Origin of the sequence: Microbacterium sp. NPDC058389, assembly GCF_042722305.1 — a bacterium.
Classification (GTDB): Bacteria; Actinomycetota; Actinomycetes; order Actinomycetales; family Microbacteriaceae; genus Microbacterium.
Genome location: NZ_JBHXJQ010000007.1, coordinates 39,713 through 56,652, shown reverse-complemented (window position 1 = coordinate 56,652; position 16,940 = coordinate 39,713). Strand labels below are relative to the sequence as shown.

General features: G+C 71.1%; 16 protein-coding genes. 13 read left to right on the top strand and 3 right to left on the bottom strand.

The features are described 5' to 3' along the window. Nucleotides 1-17 precede the first annotated feature (17 nt). The 12 genes from ACFWJ8_RS11350 to dapF all read left to right on the top strand — a co-directional run bounded on the left by ACFWJ8_RS11350 (nt 18) and on the right by dapF (nt 11,595). Nucleotides 18-2,741, top strand: a complete 2,724-nt coding sequence (locus ACFWJ8_RS11350) for a DNA translocase FtsK 4TM domain-containing protein (RefSeq protein ID WP_378811415.1) — start codon at nt 18-20, stop codon at nt 2,739-2,741. Nucleotides 2,742-2,781: 40 nt separating this feature from the next. Next, nucleotides 2,782-3,354, top strand: coding sequence for a CDP-diacylglycerol--glycerol-3-phosphate 3-phosphatidyltransferase (gene pgsA, locus ACFWJ8_RS11345; protein ID WP_378811414.1), 573 nt, complete (start codon nt 2,782-2,784; stop codon nt 3,352-3,354). Further along, nucleotides 3,351-3,821 carry a CinA family protein gene (locus ACFWJ8_RS11340; RefSeq protein WP_378811412.1) on the top strand — a complete coding sequence of 157 codons (471 nt, stop codon included), beginning with the start codon at nt 3,351-3,353 and terminating at the stop codon, nt 3,819-3,821. The genes pgsA and ACFWJ8_RS11340 overlap by 4 nt, the downstream gene beginning before the upstream one ends. 165 nt (nt 3,822-3,986) lie before the next feature. Further along, nucleotides 3,987-4,295, top strand: coding sequence for a helix-turn-helix domain-containing protein (locus ACFWJ8_RS11335; protein WP_018172206.1), 309 nt, complete (start codon nt 3,987-3,989; stop codon nt 4,293-4,295). Between the two features lie 32 nt (nt 4,296-4,327). Further along, nucleotides 4,328-4,552 carry a DUF3046 domain-containing protein gene (locus ACFWJ8_RS11330; RefSeq protein WP_378811410.1) on the top strand — a complete coding sequence of 75 codons (225 nt, stop codon included), beginning with the start codon at nt 4,328-4,330 and terminating at the stop codon, nt 4,550-4,552. 259 nt (nt 4,553-4,811) lie between these two features. Beyond that, nucleotides 4,812-5,870, top strand: a complete 1,059-nt coding sequence (gene recA, locus ACFWJ8_RS11325) for a recombinase RecA (protein ID WP_378811408.1) — start codon at nt 4,812-4,814, stop codon at nt 5,868-5,870. A gap of 34 nt (nt 5,871-5,904) precedes the next feature. Beyond that, the gene (locus ACFWJ8_RS11320; RefSeq protein WP_378811406.1) at nt 5,905-6,597 is read left to right on the top strand and encodes a regulatory protein RecX; all 693 of its coding nucleotides are present in this window, start codon (nt 5,905-5,907) and stop codon (nt 6,595-6,597) included. 96 nt (nt 6,598-6,693) lie between these two features. After that, the gene (locus tag ACFWJ8_RS11315; RefSeq protein WP_378811405.1) at nt 6,694-7,686 is read left to right on the top strand and encodes a phosphotransferase family protein; all 993 of its coding nucleotides are present in this window, start codon (nt 6,694-6,696) and stop codon (nt 7,684-7,686) included. A gap of 64 nt (nt 7,687-7,750) precedes the next feature. Next, complete coding sequence (gene miaB, locus ACFWJ8_RS11310) at nt 7,751-9,301, top strand: tRNA (N6-isopentenyl adenosine(37)-C2)-methylthiotransferase MiaB (protein WP_378811404.1); 1,551 nt, start codon at nt 7,751-7,753, stop codon at nt 9,299-9,301. Between the two features lie 22 nt (nt 9,302-9,323). Beyond that, the gene (miaA, locus tag ACFWJ8_RS11305; protein ID WP_378811402.1) at nt 9,324-10,268 is read left to right on the top strand and encodes a tRNA (adenosine(37)-N6)-dimethylallyltransferase MiaA; all 945 of its coding nucleotides are present in this window, start codon (nt 9,324-9,326) and stop codon (nt 10,266-10,268) included. Beyond that, on the top strand, nt 10,265-10,687 hold the full coding sequence (locus ACFWJ8_RS11300) for a GNAT family acetyltransferase (protein WP_378811401.1): 423 nt from the start codon (nt 10,265-10,267) through the stop codon (nt 10,685-10,687). The genes miaA and ACFWJ8_RS11300 overlap by 4 nt, the downstream gene beginning before the upstream one ends. A 35-nt stretch (nt 10,688-10,722) precedes the next feature. Continuing rightward, nucleotides 10,723-11,595, top strand: a complete 873-nt coding sequence (gene dapF, locus ACFWJ8_RS11295) for a diaminopimelate epimerase (protein ID WP_378811399.1) — start codon at nt 10,723-10,725, stop codon at nt 11,593-11,595. 65 nt (nt 11,596-11,660) lie between these two features. On the opposite strand, the gene ACFWJ8_RS11290 is transcribed toward dapF, so the two are convergent. Beyond that, nucleotides 11,661-12,614: a Dyp-type peroxidase gene (locus tag ACFWJ8_RS11290; protein ID WP_378811397.1), complete on the bottom strand. Its 954-nt coding sequence runs from the start codon at nt 12,612-12,614 to the stop codon at nt 11,661-11,663. 13 nt (nt 12,615-12,627) lie between these two features. Then, entirely contained in the window at nt 12,628-13,272 is a 645-nt protein-coding gene (locus ACFWJ8_RS11285; protein ID WP_378811395.1) for a class I SAM-dependent methyltransferase, read from the bottom strand. Nucleotides 13,273-13,392: 120 nt separating this feature from the next. Here ACFWJ8_RS11285 and hflX point away from each other — a divergent pair, with 120 nt between their 5' ends. After that, a complete protein-coding gene (gene hflX, locus ACFWJ8_RS11280) occupies nt 13,393-14,913 on the top strand; it encodes a GTPase HflX (protein WP_378811393.1) in 1,521 nt (506 codons plus the stop codon). A gap of 54 nt (nt 14,914-14,967) precedes the next feature. Here the strand turns inward: hflX and ACFWJ8_RS11275 are convergent, their stop codons facing one another. Continuing rightward, complete coding sequence (locus tag ACFWJ8_RS11275; RefSeq protein ID WP_378811391.1) at nt 14,968-16,878, bottom strand: prolyl oligopeptidase family serine peptidase; 1,911 nt, start codon at nt 16,876-16,878, stop codon at nt 14,968-14,970. Nucleotides 16,879-16,940: the final 62 nt, after the last annotated feature.

Genomic DNA, 16,940 nt, shown 5'->3' with positions numbered 1-16,940 from the left:
GCGCCTACCGTGGGGGGATGGCCAGGAGCAGCAGCCCGACCAAGGGGTCGCGCGCGTCTTCGAACGCGTCGTCGAGCAGTCGCTCGACGACGACTTCGAGCGCGCGGAAGCCGGCCGCGGCCAAGCCCGCGCCGGCGCCGAAGCGCTATGTGGGCGAGCCCGATCGGCCGCCCGTCGTCGTTCGTGCCTGGATGGGCCTCGCGCACGCCACCGGCGGGCTGTTCCGCGCATTCGGACCCGAGGCGCTCGAGAAGGAGCAGCGTCGCGACGGCTTCCCGTTCCTGCTCGTGCTGCTGGCGATCGCCGGTGCCGTCAACGAGTGGTTCTTCATCGGCAACGAGGTCGCCAAGACCATCAGCGCCTACACGGTGGGCGGCCTGATCGGCCGTGAGGCGTTCGTCCTGCCGGTGCTGCTGCTGATGCTGGCGGGCTGGATGTTCCGGCATCCCTCGTCCGTCCACGACAACGGGCGCGTCGGAATCGGCTTCGGCCTGCTGATCGTGACGATCGCCGGGTTCTGCCACGTGGCCGGCGGGCGGCCGCAGCCGAGCGAGGGGCTCCCGGCGCTGAGCGAGGCCGGCGGACTGTTCGGCTGGATGCTCGGCGAGCCGCTCGCCTTCGTGCTCACCGATGTGGGCGCGTACATCGCGCTGTCGCTGCTGTCGGTGCTGAGCATCCTGATCATCACCAAGACCCCGCCGAACCGCATCGGCCGCCGCCTCGGCGAGCTGTACGCGTGGATGTTCGGCGCCGAGCCGCGCGAAGAGAAGCCGGTGGATGCCGCGGCCGCCGCCGCGACCGACGACGAGGGCGACTCGTCGCTGCCGTTCTGGCGCCGCAACAAGACCGGACGCGAGAAGGACCCCGAGGGCGGTCTCGGATCGCAGGACCTCACCGAGCTGCTGCCGGCAGGGTCGTCGCAGGGCGGCTTCGACCAGGCGATCGCACCGCCGGTCACGCCGCCTCCTGCGCCGGCGACCGACGCTCTCACCGAGGTCATCGACCCGGCCGTGCTGTCGGCCGCGAAGGCGGCCACGTCCTCCCGCACGTCGCTCCGCGACGACGCCGAGGTCATCGAGGACGACGGGCTGCTGCCCGGGCTCGACGGCATCGGCAGTGCACCGGCGTCCGGGGCACCGGCCGCCCCCTACCGCCTGCCTTCGGTCAACGCGCTGGCCGCGGGGTCGCCGCACGTCGCACGGTCGCAGGCCAACGACGACACCGTGCGCGCGATCACGAGCGTGCTGGACCAGTTCTCGGTCGACGCCCGCGTCACCGGCTTCTCGCGCGGCCCGACGGTCACGCAGTACGAGATCGAGCTCGGCCCCGGCGTCAAGGTCGAGCGCATCACCGCCCTCACGAACAACATCGCGTACGCGGTCGCGTCGAACGAGGTGCGCATCCTCGCCCCGATCCCCGGCAAGAGCGCGATCGGCGTCGAGATCCCCAACACGGACCGAGAGATCGTGACGCTCGGCGATGTGCTGCGCTCGCAGACCGCCACCACCCAGACGCACCCGATGACGATCGGCGTCGGCAAGGATGTGGGCGGCGGGTACGTCGTCGCGAACCTCGCGAAGATGCCCCACCTGCTCGTGGCCGGCTCCACCGGCTCGGGCAAGTCGAGCTTCGTGAACTCGATGATCACGAGCCTCCTGATGCGCGCCAAGCCCGCGGACGTCCGCATGGTGCTGATCGACCCGAAGCGGGTCGAGCTCACGTCGTACGCCGGTGTGCCGCACCTCATCACGCCCATCATCACGAACCCCAAGAAGGCCGCCGAGGCGCTGCAGTGGGTCGTGAAGGAGATGGACATGCGGTACGACGACCTCGCGTCCTTCGGCTTCCGTCACATCGACGACTTCAACAAGGCCGTCGTCGCGGGAGAGATCACGCTCCCGCCCGGGAGCGAGCGCGTCCTCAAGCCCTACCCGTACCTGCTCGTGGTCGTCGACGAGCTGGCCGACCTGATGATGGTCGCACCGCGCGACGTGGAGGACTCGATCGTCCGCATCACGCAGCTCGCGCGCGCGTCCGGCATCCACCTGGTGCTCGCCACGCAGCGCCCGTCGGTGGACGTCGTGACGGGTCTCATCAAGGCCAACGTGCCGTCGCGACTCGCGTTCGCGGTGACGAGCGTCACCGACTCCCGCGTCATCCTGGACCAGCCGGGAGCCGACCGCCTGATCGGTCAGGGGGACGGCCTGTTCCTGCCGATGGGCGCGTCCAAGGCGCTCCGCGTCCAGGGCGCGTGGGTCAGCGAGAAGGAGATCGAGCAGGTCGTCAAGCACGTCACGCACCAGGCGCGACCGGAGTACCGCGCCGACGTCGCGGCGGTGGCCGAGAAGAAGGAGATCGACGCCGACATCGGTGACGATCTCGACCTGCTGCTGGCGGCCGCGGAGCAGATCATCTCGACCCAGTTCGGCTCGACATCGATGCTGCAGCGCAAGCTGCGCGTCGGCTTCGCGAAGGCCGGCCGCCTGATGGACCTCCTCGAGTCGCGTGAGATCGTCGGCCCGTCCGAGGGGTCCAAGGCGCGCGACGTCCTGGTGACGCCCGACCAGCTGCCCTCCGTGCTCGCCCGCCTGCGGGGGGAGGATGTGCCCGCCGCGGCGCCCGCGTCCGCGGCATCCGATCAGTACGGCCAGGATGCTGTCGCGTCGCAGTTCGACGGCATCCCGGTGGTGGACGGCGACGAGGGCGCCGAGGACGCGTGGGGCCTCACCGGCCGTGACTGACCGGCACCGACAGACCCGCACCGACGGATAGGCTCGGCCCATGGCGATCCCGCGGCAGCTGCCGAACACGATCACGATCGTGCGCATCCTGTGCGCACCGGTCTTCCTGTGGCTGCTCCTCGCGGACGCCGGCGCCGACGGTGCCCTGCGGTGGTGGGCGGCGGCGCTGTTCATCGTGGCGATCGCGACCGACGGGATCGATGGATACCTGGCGCGCAAGCACGAGATCGTCACGGATCTCGGCAAGCTGCTCGATCCGATCGCCGACAAGGTGCTCACCGGCTTCGCCTTCATCGGGTTGTCGATCCTGGCCGAACTGCCCTGGTGGGTGACGATCGTCGTCCTGATCCGCGAGATCGGCATCACGGTGTACCGCTTCATGGTGGTCAGCGACCACGTGCTCGCCGCGGCCTGGATGGGCAAGCTCAAGACGGTCGCCCAGGCTCTGGCTCTCTCGCTCGCGCTGCTGCCGCTGTGGACCCTCGTCGGCGAGTGGATCTTCTGGGTCAACGGCGTCATGATGACGATCGCGGTGATCCTCACGATCGCCAGCGGCGTCGACTACATCGTGAGCGAGGTGCGTGCCGCCCGCGCGAAGCGGTCCTCGTCGTGACAGACGTGGATGCCGCGGCCGCCGTCCTGCGGGCGCTCGACGCCCGTGCGTGGTCGATCGCCGCGGCGGAGTCGCTGACCGGCGGGCGCGTGACTGCGACCCTCGTGGACGTCCCGGGGGCGTCGGCGCACGTGCGCGGCGGCATCGTCGCCTACGCGACCGATCTCAAGGCACGCGTGCTCGGGGTCGATCCCGACGTGCTGGCCGAGCGCGGACCGGTCGACGGCGAGGTGGCACTGGCGATGGCCGGGGGAGTGCGCCGGGTGCTGGGTGCCGACGTCGGTCTCGCGACGACCGGAGTGGCCGGTCCCGATCCGCAGGACGGCAAGCCCGTGGGCACCGTCCACATCGCGGTGGTGACACCCGAGACGGCGGTGACCGCGGAACTGGCGCTGTCCGGGACGCGCGACGAGATCCGCACGGCGTCGGTGCGCAAGGTGCTCGAGCTCGCACTCGACGTGCTGTGAGGCATCCCCGGCTCTTCGTGTCGGGCGGGAACAGACCGTATTGCGTCTGGGTTACATTCGGTGATTCCCACCCATTGCCCAGTTCTCGGGATTAGATTTGATTATCCGGTGCTGTACTGTTGGCCACCCGGACGACGGTGGAATCAGAAGTGAGGAGGGGCCCTGATGATCCTGGTACGTCAAGAGATCGGCGAAGTGCTTCGTGATTTCCGCCAGCAGAAGGGGCGCACCCTCCGGCAGGTGGCCAGCCGCGCCAGCGTGGCTCTGGGCTACCTGAGCGAGGTCGAGCGCGGCCAGAAGGAGGCCTCGAGCGAGATCCTCGCATCGGTGGCCGAGGCGCTCGACGTCCCGATCTCGATCATCATGCGCGAGGTCGGCGACCGCATCTCCGTGCTCGAGGGGCTTCAGACGTTCCCCGACGTGGTGCCCGACGATCTGGTGGCCTCGGTCGACGCCGAGCTGTCGTTGCGCTGAGCCTGCGGCGAAGCTCCGGGACTGCTTGATCCATGCGACGCAGTGAGTTCCATCGCGCCGTCGGCGATGAGTTCGGCGGGCGTGCGAGCGCCGTCGTGACCGATCTGGTGCTGTCACGCGTCGGCGGCCGCACGGCGGCCGAGGCGATCGCGGCGGGTGTCGATCCGCGCGAGGTGTGGCTCGCGCTGTGCGAGGAGCTCGATGTTCCCGCGGACCGCCGGTACGGCGTCGGCCGCCTCGAACCCCGTCGTCATTGACGCGGAGACCGCTCCGGGGAATCCGCTTCGCGGCGCGGCGTGTCGTCGAATATCTGTTCGAGATCCGCGTAGTGTCCTCCACAGAAGGTGTCGAGGACGTGTTTTCCACGGGACGGGGCCGGGCGAAGGCCGATGTCGGAACCCACCCCTAACGTGATCCACGTCGAACGACACCACACGCCTTGTCGCAGCATCCCTCCCACCGGGACGGAGCGCGACAGCCTACAGGCGACGGAACGCCAGCACTAAGGAGCACGACATGCCCTCACCCGCAGACCGCGAGAAGGCCCTCGAATCGGCCCTCGCTCAGATCGACCGGCAGTTCGGGAAGGGCTCGGTGATGCGCCTCGGCAGCGACGAGCGCGCTCCCGTCGAGGTCGTCCCCACCGGCTCGATCGCCCTGGATGTCGCCCTCGGCATCGGCGGGCTCCCGCGTGGCCGCATCATCGAGATCTACGGTCCGGAGTCGTCGGGTAAGACGACGCTGACGCTCCACGCGATCGCCAACGCGCAGCGTGCGGGCGGCATCGCGGCGTTCATCGACGCCGAGCACGCGCTCGACCCGGACTACGCCCAGAAGCTCGGCGTCGACATCGACGCCCTGCTCGTGTCGCAGCCCGACACCGGTGAGCAGGCGCTCGAGATCGCCGACATGCTGGTGCGTTCGGGGGCGATCGACCTGATCGTCATCGACTCGGTGGCGGCCCTCGTGCCCAAGGCCGAGATCGAGGGCGAGATGGGCGACTCGCACGTGGGTCTGCAGGCACGCCTCATGTCGCAGGCGCTCCGCAAGCTCACCGGTGGTCTCAACCAGACCAACACCACGATGATCTTCATCAACCAGCTGCGCGAGAAGATCGGCGTCTTCTTCGGCTCGCCCGAGACCACCGCCGGTGGTAAGGCGCTGAAGTTCTACGCGTCGGTGCGTCTCGACATCCGTCGTATCGAGACGCTCAAGGACGGCGCTGAGGCGGTCGGTAACCGCACGCGCGTCAAGGTCGTCAAGAACAAGATGGCGCCGCCGTTCAAGCAGGCGGAGTTCGACATCCTGTACGGCGTGGGCATCTCCCGCGAGGGCAGCCTCATCGACTTCGGCGTCGAGCACGGCATCGTCAAGAAGTCGGGCGCGTGGTACACGTACGACGGCGAGCAGCTCGGCCAGGGCAAGGAGAACGCCCGCAACTTCCTCCTCAAGAACGAGGACGTCGCCGCCGACATCGAGTCGAAGATCAAGGTCAAGCTCGGCATCGGCCAGCCGCGTGGCGCGGCCGCCGAAGACTCGACGGCTGACGAACTGGCTGCCCGCCGCCCGGCCTGATGCTCCGGCAGGCTCAGCGACCGGGGACACCCGTATGACGAATGAGAACGGGGGCGAGCCCGAGACGCTCGCCCCCGTCATCCCACTGTTCGGTGGGCCGGCTCCGGTCGCGCCGTCCGAGCCCGCATGGAATGCGACGTGGGCCGACGACCCGGAGCCTGCGGACGACGACGAGTACGACCGGTTCGGCAACGACACCTCGCACCTGCGCACCCCGGATGCCGCCGACGCGGCCGCCGACGCCAGAGACAGCGCCGAGAAGAGCCTCTTGAAGAAGCTCCGCGCGCGTTCGCTGTCGGTGCGCGAGGCACGAGGCGTGTTGCGCGAGCACGACCTCGACGACGAGGCGATCGACGAGCTGATCGCCTCGTTCGAACGCCTTGGCTACCTCGACGATGCGAAGCTCGCGGAGCAGCTGGTCCATTCCGGTTCCGACCGCAAGGGCCAGGGACGCAAGGCGATCGCCCAGACTCTGGCGAAGCGCGGCGTCGCCAGGGACGTCGCCGACGCGGCGCTCGAAGAGCTGCCCGACGACGACTTCGAGCGGGCCCTCGAGTTCGCGCGGACGAAGGCCTCGTCCATGCGCGGCCTGGAGCGCGACGTGGCCGTCCGCCGTCTCGCGGGGCAGCTCGCCCGGCGCGGTTACGGCGGACCGGTGGCGATGAACGCCACCCGGCAGGCGCTGGACGAGCTGAGCCGTCCCGTGGGCCGCGTCCGCTTCGAGTGACGCCGCCCGTCGACCGCCGTGCATGGGTGACAGTGAGGGCGGAGCGAGGCGGACACACACCGCGCACGGGCCGCGTCGCGCCATTAGGGTGAGCGGATGCTCACGAAGTTCGTGCTCGAAGACGAGCAGCTCGCCGACCTCGTCGCCCCCGTGGGGCGGCTCGCCACCGCCGAGCCGCTGTCGGGCGGGATGTTCGCGACCGCCTATCGCGTGCAGTTCGACGACGGTCGCCGCGCGGTCGCGAAGATCGTCGGCGCCGACACGTCGCGCCTGTACCGGTACGAGCTCGGCCTGCTCGGCACGGAGGCGCTCACCTACCGCATGCTGAGCGGCAGCGGCGTGCCCGTCCCGCTGGTCCTCCACACCGACTTCAGCCGTTCCGCGGTCGATGCCGACGTCGTCGTGGCCGAGCACCTGCCGGGCGTACCCTGGCTCGAGCTGCAGCTGGACGACGCGCAGAACGCCGGCGTCCGCCGCGGGCTGGGCGCCGTGATGGCAGACCTCCACCGCGTACCGGCGCCGACGTTCGGCTATCCGGCACCCGACGCCGATCTGTCGGGCCCGACGTGGCGCGAGGCGTTCGGCGCCATGATCGACGCGGTCCTCGTCGACGCCGAGCGCTGGGACGTCGAGCTGCCCGCCGCGCGGGTGCGCGCCGCGGTGGCGGCGCACGGTCGGACGCTCGACGCCGTGATCCGTCCCGTCGTCGTCCACACCGACCTGTGGGCCGGCAACATCTTCGTCGACCCCGAGACGCTCGACATCGTCGGCATCATCGACACCGAGCGGACGCTCTGGGGCGATCCGCTCCACGAGCTCGCGGGCGCCGACCAGCTCGGCCACGGGGATCCCGACACCGACCTGCTCGCCGGCAACACCGCGGCCGGTGGCATCCTTGCGGACCAACTCGCCTCCCCGTCCGGGTGGGCCCGGCTGCAGCTGTCGAGGCTGTACTTCTCGCTCATCCTCTCCAGCGAGCCGGTGATCCGCGGCTACGAGGGCGACTGGGTCGCGGGGTACGAGCAGACCGCCCGCGACAACATCGAGCGCGCGCTGGCTGCACTGGAGGATGCCCTGCCGCGGCGCTGACAGCGGTGGTGGCATCCGCCGTTCCGGACTCGCGACCGGTCACGGCTCGTACAATGGCGGGATCATGTCTTCCCCTTCCGCCACTCCGACTCTCATCGCGCCATCGGCGGCGTCGCACGACGCCGAAGGGCGCGCCCGCACGTACGAGGTGCGCACGTTCGGCTGCCAGATGAACGTGCACGACTCCGAGCGCCTCTCAGGCTCGCTCGAAAGCGCCGGCTACGTCCGCGCCGACGCCGGCGAAGAGGCCGATGTCGTCGTCATCAACACGTGCGCCGTGCGCGACAACGCGGCCGGCAAGCTCTACGGCACGCTGGGCCACCTGAAGTCCCGCAAGGACAAGCACGAAGGCATGCAGATCGCCGTCGGCGGCTGCCTCGCGCAGATGGACAAGGACGTCGTGCAGCAGAAGGCGCCGTGGGTCGACGTCGTGTTCGGCACGCACAACATGGGCTCGCTCCCCAGCCTGCTCGAGCGCGCACGCCACAACGGCGAGGCCGAGCTGGAGATCCTGGAGTCCCTCGAGATCTTCCCGTCGACGCTGCCCACCAAGCGCGACAGCGTCTACAGCGGCTGGGTGTCGATCTCGGTGGGCTGCAACAACACGTGCACGTTCTGCATCGTGCCGAGCCTGCGCGGCAAGGAGAAGGACCGTCGCCCCGGCGACATCCTCAACGAGATCCGCCTGCTCGTCGACGACGGCGCGATGGAGGTCACCCTCCTCGGCCAGAACGTCAACTCGTACGGCGTCGAGTTCGGCGACCGGCAGGCGTTCGGCAAGCTGCTGCGCGCCGCCGGCGAGATCGACGGGCTCGAGCGGATCCGCTTCACGAGCCCGCACCCGGCCGCCTTCACCGACGACGTGATCGACGCCATGGCCGAGACGCCGGCCGTCATGCCGCAGCTGCACATGCCGCTGCAGTCCGGCAGCGACCGCATCCTCAAGGCGATGCGCCGGTCGTACCGCAGCGAGCGATTCCTCGGGATCCTCGACCGCGTGCGCGCCAAGATGCCCGACGCCGCGATCTCGACCGACATCATCGTCGGCTTCCCCGGCGAGACGGACGAGGACTTCGAAGACACCATGCGGGTCGTCGAGCAGGCGCGCTTCGCGAGCGCGTTCACGTTCCAGTACTCGATCCGTGAGGGCACGCCGGCCGCGACCATGGCCGACCAGGTGCCGAAGGAGATCGTGCAGCAGCGCTACGAGCGCCTGATCGCGCTGCAGGAGCGCATCTCGCTCGAAGAGAACCAGAAGCAGGTGGGCCGCGAGGTGCAGGTGCTCGTGTCGACCGGCGAGGGCAAGAAGGATGCCGAGACGCACCGTCTGACGGGCCGTGCAGAAGACAACCGTCTCGTGCACTTCGAGGTTCCGGAGGGCTCCCAGACGCCGCGCCCCGGTGACGTCGTCTCGGTCGTCGTCACGCACGCGGCTCCGTTCCATCTCCTCGCCGACTCGTCCGACGGTGCGCCGCTGCGCATCCGCCGCACGCGCTCCGGCGACGCGTGGGACCGTGCGCAGGCGGAATCGTGCGCGATCCCGGCGCCGGCGGGGGAGTCGGGGGCGCCGCGTGCGGTGTCGCTCGGACTCCCGACGCTGCGTGTCGGGGTGTGATCCCGCGAAGTCCGAGCGCACGGTGACCGAGCCCGGGACGCCCGCAGGTCGTGCCGCCTCCCGGATCTGGGCGGTCGTCGGCGCGACCGGCACGGGCAAGACGGCGCTGTCGCTCGACCTCGCCGAGGCGCTCGCGGCCCGTAGCCGGTCGGCCGAGATCGTCAATGCCGACGCGATGCAGCTGTACCGCGGCATGGACATCGGGACAGCCAAGCTCCCGGTGGACGAGCGGCGCGGCATCCCGCACCACCTGTTCGACGCGCTCGAGGTGACCGACGAAGCGGCGGTGGCCTGGTATCAGGATGCCGCGCGCGCGGCGGTGCGCGGCATCCACTCCCGCGGAGCGGACGCGATCCTCGTGGGCGGCTCGGGGCTGTACGTGTCGAGCGTGCTGTTCGACTTCCGCTTCCCGCCGCGCGACGAGGCGGTGCGGGCGCGCCTGGAGGCGGAACTGGAGGAGAGCGGGCCGGGCGGGCTGTTCGCGCGCCTGCGCGAGCTCGACCCGGCGACGGCCGAGAAGGTCGACCCCCGCAACGGGCGACGCATCGTGCGGGCGCTGGAAGTGCTGGAGCTGGGGGAGCGGACGCACGGCGCGGCGCTGCCGGAGGCGCCCGTGCTGTGGCATCCCGATACCCGCATCGTCGCGGTCGGCGTACCGCGGGACGAACTCGTGACGCGGCTCGACGACCGGGTCGAGGGCATGTGGCGCGACGGTCTGGTCGACGAGGTGCAGAGCCTGAAGAGCCGCGGGCTCGAGGCCGGCATCACCGCGCGGCGCGCGATCGGCTATGCGCAGGCGCTGGCCCAGCTCGCCGGCGAGCTCACCGAGGCCGAGGCGATCGCCGAGACGCAGGCGCTCACGCGTCGGTACGCCCGTCGTCAGGTGTCGTGGTTCAAGCGGTACGACGCCGCACGCTGGGTGACGTCGGGGGCGGATGCCGCGGCCCTGGCAGACTCGGGGACATGACCCCCGAGATCCGTCCCTTCGAACTCGCCGACACCGAGGCCGTCGTGTCGCTCTGGCAGGCTGCCGGGCTGACGAGGCCGTGGAACAACCCGTACCAGGACATCAACCGCAAGCTGAGCGTGCAGCCGGAGCTGTTCCTCGTCGCCGTCGAGGGCGGCGTCGTCGTGGGCACGGTGATGGCGGGCTACGACGGGCATCGGGGGTGGCTCTACTACCTCGCGAGCGCCCCGCACCGCCGGGGTCAGGGGATCGGCCGGCAGCTGGTCGAGCGAGCCGAGGAGCTGCTGCTCGACATGGGATGCCCGAAGGTCCAGCTCATGGTGCGGCCCGACAACGGCATCGCCCGCGGGTTCTACGACGAGCTCGGCTACGAGGCGTTCGACGTCTGGGCCACCGGCAAGCGCCTCATCGCGGACTGAGCCGGGGGCGTCGGGGCCGCCCGTAGACTGGGACGATGCCGCAGACGATCGCGTTCACCAAGGGCCACGGCACCGGCAACGACTTCGTGATCGTCCCCGATCCCGACGGCGCCCTGGACCTGTCCGACGACCAGGTCGCCGTGCTGTGCGACCGGCGCTTCGGCATCGGCGGCGACGGCATCCTGCGCGTCGTGCGCGCGGCCGCGATCGCCGAGGGCGCGGAGGCGGCCGCAGCGGGCGCGGAGTGGTTCATGGACTACCGCAACGCCGATGGCTCGAAGGCAGAGATGTGCGGCAACGGCGTGCGCGTCTTCGTCCGGTACCTCGTCGACGTCGGCTGGGCAGACCTGGATGCCGGCCCCCTCGCGGTCGGTACGCGCGCGGGTGTCAAGACCGTCACCCGCAACGAGCGCGGCTACGAGGTCGACCTGGGCGCGTGGCAGGTCGACGAGTCCGAGGTCCTCGTGCGCACGCGCGGCGGCGGGGCTCCGCGTCCCGGTGTGGGGATCGACGTCGGCAATCCGCACGTGGTCGTGGCGCTGCCCGACGAGTCCGAGCTCGAAGCACTCGATCTGGCGGTGCAGCCGCTGCTCAGCCCCGAGCCGCCGCACGGCGCCAACATCGAGTTCGTCGTGCCCAGCGACCCGCTGGTGCACGAGGGCGTCGGCGCCATCCGCATGCGCGTCTTCGAGCGGGGTGTGGGCGAGACGCTGAGCTGCGGCACCGGCGTCGCCGCGGCCGCCCTCGCGGTGCGTCACTGGGCGGGTCCTGCCGCCCCCGACCGCTGGGTCGTCGACGTCCCCGGCGGAACGCTGGGCGTGCGGATGCCGGAGGTCGACGGCGAGCGTCACGTGCTGCTGTCCGGCCCTGCGACGCTGGTCTACACGGGCGAGGTCACGCTGGCTTGACCTCCTGGCCGCGGGCGCTCGCCTGACAGGGCGTCGATTCGCGTCGTCGGGCGCCTTCGCGACGCTCAGTCTGCCAGCGACTCCAGCAGCGTCGCGGACGGGGCGAAGAATGCCGCGCCGGTGAGCGGCGTGGAGAAGTCCAGCAGGCGATCGTGCAGACCCGGCGGGTCGCCGATGAACATGCGCTCCAGCATCCGCTCGATCACCCACAGGCGTCGTGCGTAGCCGATGAAGTACGTGCCGAACTCGCCGTGTGCCGGGGCGCCGAACGGCATGTTGTCGCGCAGGATGTCGTGCTCGACGCCGGCGTCGTCCACGATCGTGGCGAGCGTCTTGTGCGACTTCTGGTCCGCAGGAGCCGCGTCGTCGAGCTCGATGCTGTCGGGCTTCGTGCGGCCCATCACCGCCTCCTGCTGCTCCGCCGTGAGCGCGCGCCATGCGTCGAGCGGGTGCACGTACTTCTGCACGACGACGTAGCTGCCGCCCGCGAACGCGGGGTCCTCATGGCCGACGAGGGTCGCCTCCGGAAGCGCCGCTCCCACCGGGTTGGCGGTGCCGTCCACGAACCCGAGCAGGTCGCGTGCATCGAAGTACCGGAACCCCTCGGTCTCGTCGGCGACGGACACGGCGTCGCCGAGCAGGTCGACGAGCTGGCGCTCCAGCTCGAAGCACAGGTCGCGGCGGTCGGCGCGGATATGGAACAGCAGGTCGCCAGGAGTGCTGACAGCGGTGTGCGCGGCGCCCTGGATCGTGCGGAACTCGTGGAGCTCCCGTGGCAGGTCCGGCCCGATCACCTTCGGCCAGAGCGCCGCTCCCACCCCGACCGTGCAGGAGAGCGACGCCGCGAGATCGCGGAACGCGACGTTCTTGGTGACGTCGGCGAGATCGCCGAGCACGCTGCGGACGGTGGCGACCGCCTCCGGCGTGTCGCGCACGGTCAGCACCAGGAACACGGCGGAGCGGGTGAGGGGCGCGTCGACGCGCTGGGGCTCCAGGGGGACTCGGCGGGCATCCGACATGCGGCTCCTCGGGTCAGTCGATGATGGCGATGTCCTCGGTGGGCGGCGTCCCGTGGCGACGCACCTTCAGCACGCGGAAGCCACGCGCCGTCGCCGAGCGGTGGACGCTGTAGCCGTGAGCGAACGTTGCCGCCAGCCAGCGCTGCAACGAGTCGGACCCGAGGTTCCGCTGTACCACGAGCCAGGCATCCGATCGCTCGTCCAGCCGGGGGATCCACCGCTCGAGCAGTCCGTGCAGCTCGTTCTTGCCCACGCGGATCGGCGGGTTCGAGCGGATCGTGCGGAACACCACGTCGTCGGGAACATCGTCGGGCAGCGAGGCGTTGACATTGCTGAGCCCCAGGGCCTCCGCGTTGCGGCGCACGAGGTCGAGGGCACGCTCGTTGACGTCGACCGCCCACACGGTCGCGTGCGGCGCGTCCAGTGCGAGGCTCAGCGCAATGGGCCCCCAGCCGCAGCCGAGATCGAGGAAATCGCCCCCGGCAGGCGGGGGCGGGGTGTTCGCCAGCAGCACCCCCGTACCCGAGTCGACATGCTCAGGGCTGAAGACGCCGCCCGCGGTGGTGACGTCGAGATCACGACCTGCGAGGCTGACGCGGATGCGCCGGAGGTTCTCGGGACTGGCGGGGGTCGCACTGAAGTAGTGATCGCCGCCCATGGCTGACGAGCCTAGCGGAGGACCAACGCGCATGCCCACAAGCGCAGGACTAGAATTCACGGATGCCTCAACCGGCCGGTCACGGTCGAAAAGGCATCCATCGACAGACGTAAGGAACACATGACCGACACGACGACACCCCGCAGCACGGACGAGACGCCGGTGGACCCGGTGGATCGGGTGCTGTCGCGCGCCGAAGCGCGGTCCGGGGTGCACGTCTTCGGCGCCGCACAGGCGCTGCAGGACGAGGCCACGATCGGACGCGCCGACACCGACGGCGAGCAGTGGGACCGCGAGGAGCGCGCCGCGCTGCGCCGCGTGCCCGGGCTCTCCACCGAGCTCGAAGACGTCACCGAGGTCGAGTATCGACAGCTGCGGCTGGAGAACGTCGTGCTCGTGGGGGTCCACCCGCAGGGACAGGCCGACGAGGCGGAGAACTCGCTGCGCGAACTCGCCGCGCTCGCCGAGACCGCCGGCGCGGTCGTGCTCGACGCCGTGCTGCAGCGGCGCCCGCACCCCGACCCGGCGACGTACATCGGCCGCGGCAAGGCGGAGGAGCTGCGTGACATCGTGGCAGCCGTCGGCGCGGACACCGTGATCGCCGACACTGAGCTCGCGCCCAGCCAGCGGCGCGCGCTGGAGGACGTGGTCAAGGTCAAGGTCATCGACCGCACCACGGTGATCCTCGACATCTTCAGCCAGCACGCCAAGAGCCGCGAGGGCAAGGCGCAGGTCGAGCTCGCGCAGCTGGAGTACCTGCTCCCACGTCTGCGCGGCTGGGGCGAGTCGATGAGCCGCCAGGCCGGTGGCCAGGTCGGCGCCGGTGGCGCGGGCATGGGCTCGCGTGGTCCCGGTGAGACGAAGATCGAGCTCGACCGCCGGCGCATCCGCACCAAGATGGCGCAGCTGCGCAAGCAGATCCGCGACTTCACGCCCGCGCGCGACGCCAAGCGTGCCGAGCGCAAGCGCAACACGATCCCGTCCGTGGCGATCGCGGGCTACACCAACGCCGGCAAGTCTTCGCTGCTGAACCGGCTGACCAGCGCCGGCGTGCTCGTGGAGAACGCGCTGTTCGCGACGCTGGATGCGACGGTCCGCCGCTCCGAGACGACCGACGGCCGCGTGTACACGCTGACCGACACGGTCGGCTTCGTGCGCAACCTGCCGCACCAGCTCGTGGAGGCGTTCCGTTCGACGCTGGAGGAGGTCGGCGGGTCCGACGTCATCCTGCACGTCGTGGACGGGTCGCACCCCGACCCCGCCGCCCAGCTGGCGACGGTGCGCGACGTGATCGGCGACGTGGGTGCGCGCGACATCCCCGAGCTCGTGGTCTTCAACAAGGCCGACCTCGTCGACGACGACACGCGACTCGTGCTGCGCGGGCTGGAGCCGAAGGCGATCTTCGCGTCGTCGCGCACCGGTGAGGGCATCGAGGAGCTGCGTGCGGCGATCGAGGCCGCGCTGCCGCTCCCGGCCGTCGAGCTGCACGTGCTGGTGCCGTACGACCGCGGCGACCTCGTGTCGGCGATTCACGAGCACGGCATGATCCTGTCGCAGCGGCACGAGGAGGGCGGCACCCTGGTGCACGCCCGTGTCGGCGAGCACCTGGCGGCGCGACTCGCGCCGTTCGCCCGAGCCTGACGGAGGCTGGACCGTCCAGGACCACCTGGACGGTCAGCCTACGGTCCGACCGCCTCAGTCCAGGTCGATGTCGGGCACACCCGGCGTCTCGAACCCGAACACGCGGCCGAGGAAGGCCAGCTCGGCCTCCAGCGTCGTCACGAGCGTGTCGGCACGGCGGAAGCCGTGGGCCTCGCCCTCGAACGCGAGGTAGGCGTGCGCGACGCCGTTGGCGGCGAGGGCGTCGCGCACGGCCTCGGACTGCGACGGCGGCACGACCCGGTCGTCGAGCCCCTGCTCGATGAGCAGCGGGGTGCGCAGCAGGTCGAGGTGCGAGAGCGGGGACCGCTCGATGTAGAGCTCCTCGGCCTCGGGCAGCGGTCCGACCAGACCGTCGAGGTAGCGCGTCTCGAAGTCGTGCGTGTCGGCGGCGAGCAGGGGCAGGTCGGCGACACCGTACCGGCTGATGCCCGCCCCGAAGGTGTCGGAGCCGGCCAGTGCGCACAGCACGGTCCACCCGCCGGCCGAGCCTCCGGCGATCGCCAGCCGCTCCGGGTCGGCCGCGCCCTGTTCGGCGAGACCGCGCGCGGCGGCGATCACGTCGTCGACGTCGACCACGCCCCACTGCCCGAGCAGGCGTTCCCGGTACGGGCGGCCGTATCCGGTCGATCCGCCGTAGTTGACGTCGAGCACGCCGATGCCGCGGCTGGTGAGGTACGCGATCTTGCCGGATGCCGCGCCGCCGACGTGGCTCGTCGGGCCTCCGTGGACGAACACGACGTACGGCGGCCGTTCCCCCTCGGGCGCGGTCGCGTCCGGATTGGTGGGCGGGTAGTCGAACGCGTGCACCGGGCCGTGCGGCCCGGAGGCGGTCACGGCGCGGGGGAGCGGCATCCATTCGTCTCCCCACGGGGAGGAGCCGCCCGCGATCAGGCGCGCGTCGTCGGACGCGTCGACGTCGACGAGCCACAGGCCGGCGCCGCGCGGGCCCGCGCCCGACAGCAGCACGCGTGTGCCGCGGACATCTTCGAGGGACAGCTGCGTGACGGGTTCGACCGCGAGGTCGCGGACGCTGCCGTCGGGCTCCACGACGACGAGCGCGTCGGACCCGTTCGTCCGCACCGCGACGATGCGGCCGTCGGCCAGCAGACCGTACCAGCGGGTGCCGAGCACCCACAGCGCGCCGCCGGTGTCGGCATCGGCCGGGGCGACGGGCGTCGGCGCCGCGCCGGCGAGGTCGGTGCGCCACAGGTTCCACCGGCCCGTCGGGTCGTCGGCGAACACGAGGGCATCGGCGTCCGCCCATTCCGGCTGCAGCGGCGACGACGCCCCGCCTGCGGCCGTTCGCCAGACGACGACGCGTCCGCCGTCGAGCGCGCCGACCCGCAGCTCGGCGCTGTCCCACGCCATGTACGGGTGGTCCCACGCGATCCACGCGAGGTGGGCGCCGTCGGGCGACAGCGCCGGATGCGCCACGAAGTCGCTCCCGGCGACGAGCGAGGTCGGGCCCGAACCGTCCCGGGCGATCTCGACGATGTCGCGGGCGGGCACCGCTCCGCCGGCCGTGTGGTCCTCGCGCACGGCCAGCAGGCGGCCATGCTGCAGCGACAGTCCGCCGTAGCGGACGTCGCCGGCCTCGGGCGTGAGCGCGACCGGCGCGGCCGCGCCCGCGTCGAGACGCCACACACGCTGGTCGGCCTTCTCGACGAAGTACAGCGTGCCGTCGTCGTCTGCCGTCCACGAGGCACCGCCGTACTCGTGCACGCGCGAACGGGCGCTCCAGGGCGCGGGCAGAACGTCGACGACGGCGCCGGCCTCGGCCCGCCGTACGCCGGAGCGACCCGCCTCCTCGGCGATCGACTCGCCCCACCACGCGTCCTCGCCGACGAACCGGGCGCCCTCGATGCGGGCGGACGTGGCGGACACCTCCGCCGCGGTGAGGGGGGAGATCCAGCTGCCGTAGGGGGTGGGGGCGGGTGACGTCACGCTCCCCACGCTACGACGTCCCGGCGTCGCGCGCGGCGAAACAGAACGTCACAGGCGTCGAG

What these genes read in the sequence shown, in the direction of transcription:
- ACFWJ8_RS11350 (WP_378811415.1), top strand. Translation starts at nt 18, where the DNA reads ATGGCCAGGAGCAGCAGCCCGACCAAGGGGTCGCGCGCGTCTTCGAAC.
- pgsA (WP_378811414.1), top strand. Translation starts at nt 2,782, where the DNA reads ATGGCGATCCCGCGGCAGCTGCCGAACACGATCACGATCGTGCGCATC.
- ACFWJ8_RS11335 (WP_018172206.1), top strand. Translation starts at nt 3,987, where the DNA reads ATGATCCTGGTACGTCAAGAGATCGGCGAAGTGCTTCGTGATTTCCGC.
- ACFWJ8_RS11330 (WP_378811410.1), top strand. Translation starts at nt 4,328, where the DNA reads ATGCGACGCAGTGAGTTCCATCGCGCCGTCGGCGATGAGTTCGGCGGG.
- recA (WP_378811408.1), top strand. Translation starts at nt 4,812, where the DNA reads ATGCCCTCACCCGCAGACCGCGAGAAGGCCCTCGAATCGGCCCTCGCT.
- ACFWJ8_RS11320 (WP_378811406.1), top strand. Translation starts at nt 5,905, where the DNA reads ATGACGAATGAGAACGGGGGCGAGCCCGAGACGCTCGCCCCCGTCATC.
- ACFWJ8_RS11315 (WP_378811405.1), top strand. Translation starts at nt 6,694, where the DNA reads ATGCTCACGAAGTTCGTGCTCGAAGACGAGCAGCTCGCCGACCTCGTC.
- miaB (WP_378811404.1), top strand. Translation starts at nt 7,751, where the DNA reads ATGTCTTCCCCTTCCGCCACTCCGACTCTCATCGCGCCATCGGCGGCG.
- ACFWJ8_RS11300 (WP_378811401.1), top strand. Translation starts at nt 10,265, where the DNA reads ATGACCCCCGAGATCCGTCCCTTCGAACTCGCCGACACCGAGGCCGTC.
- dapF (WP_378811399.1), top strand. Translation starts at nt 10,723, where the DNA reads ATGCCGCAGACGATCGCGTTCACCAAGGGCCACGGCACCGGCAACGAC.
- ACFWJ8_RS11290 (WP_378811397.1), bottom strand. Translation starts at nt 12,614, where the DNA reads ATGTCGGATGCCCGCCGAGTCCCCCTGGAGCCCCAGCGCGTCGACGCG.
- ACFWJ8_RS11285 (WP_378811395.1), bottom strand. Translation starts at nt 13,272, where the DNA reads ATGGGCGGCGATCACTACTTCAGTGCGACCCCCGCCAGTCCCGAGAAC.
- hflX (WP_378811393.1), top strand. Translation starts at nt 13,393, where the DNA reads ATGACCGACACGACGACACCCCGCAGCACGGACGAGACGCCGGTGGAC.